The sequence below is a fragment of the Campylobacter sp. RM9334 genome (assembly GCF_020138145.1).
Lineage (GTDB): Bacteria > Campylobacterota > Campylobacteria > Campylobacterales > Campylobacteraceae > Campylobacter_E.
The window spans coordinates 1-809 of sequence record NZ_JACGAX010000053.1 but is presented as its reverse complement, the minus strand read 5'-3'; the positions used below and the strand labels follow the sequence as shown (position 1 = coordinate 809).

The following is an 809-nucleotide window of genomic DNA, read 5'->3' as shown; positions in this document are numbered from 1 at the left end:
CTTTTTATTCCTTTTACAACTTGATACATTAATTTAGGGGGAACACTCTCTCCTATTATTTGCCTAATAAAAGTATCTGAATATTCTTCTGGATAATCCCAATCTGGATTTATAGATGATACTATAAAAAGTTCCCTTAGAGTTAAAACCCTAGCATCAGAGTATGTTCCATCTGCTTGTTTTCTACCTGGATGAACATTTTCTTGCGAAGATATCGCATCACTTCTAATAGTGATAGTGGGTGCTGGCTGTTCCCATTTCATTCTTTTATATGATGATTTAAACCCTTTAACTCTTTCTCCATTTTCTTTTTTTGGAAAATAAACTATATTTTCAAACGCAGATTTTCCAGTAGGAGTATACCTCATACACTCTATATGACTTTCTTTGTGTACTCTTGCTTTATGATGTTTTAAATTAGAAATCTCACCAGATTCTAAACTTGGCAAATGTCCTATCGCCTCTTTTAGCGTTATTTCTCTTTGCTCTTTAGGCTCATTCCAAGTGAGATGTTTTTTATACATTCTCACAATAGCTCTAGGTCTACTTTGCGGAATCCCAAAATATTTTGCATTAAAAACATTCACTTTGATATCATATTTATCTGAAAACATTGCTGATAAATAATCAGTCAACTCTAATAATTTACCATCATAAAAATATTTCATTTTTAAAAACTGTGGTACATTTTCTATTAATATATAATCAAAATCTTTAATTTTAATCACATCCACAACAGACAGAAATAAAAAATTTCTAGAATCATTTTGTCTTAAAAAATCAGTTTTATTTTTACCTATATTACTCAT

The 809-nt window shown here is 29.7% G+C and carries 1 protein-coding gene; it reads right to left on the bottom strand.

All coding sequences use genetic code 11. The annotated features are described in order from the left end of the window. Positions 1–809, bottom strand: an 809-nt coding sequence (locus tag AVBRAN9334_RS10080) for a DNA cytosine methyltransferase (protein WP_336607737.1), incomplete at both ends; no start/stop codon positions are given.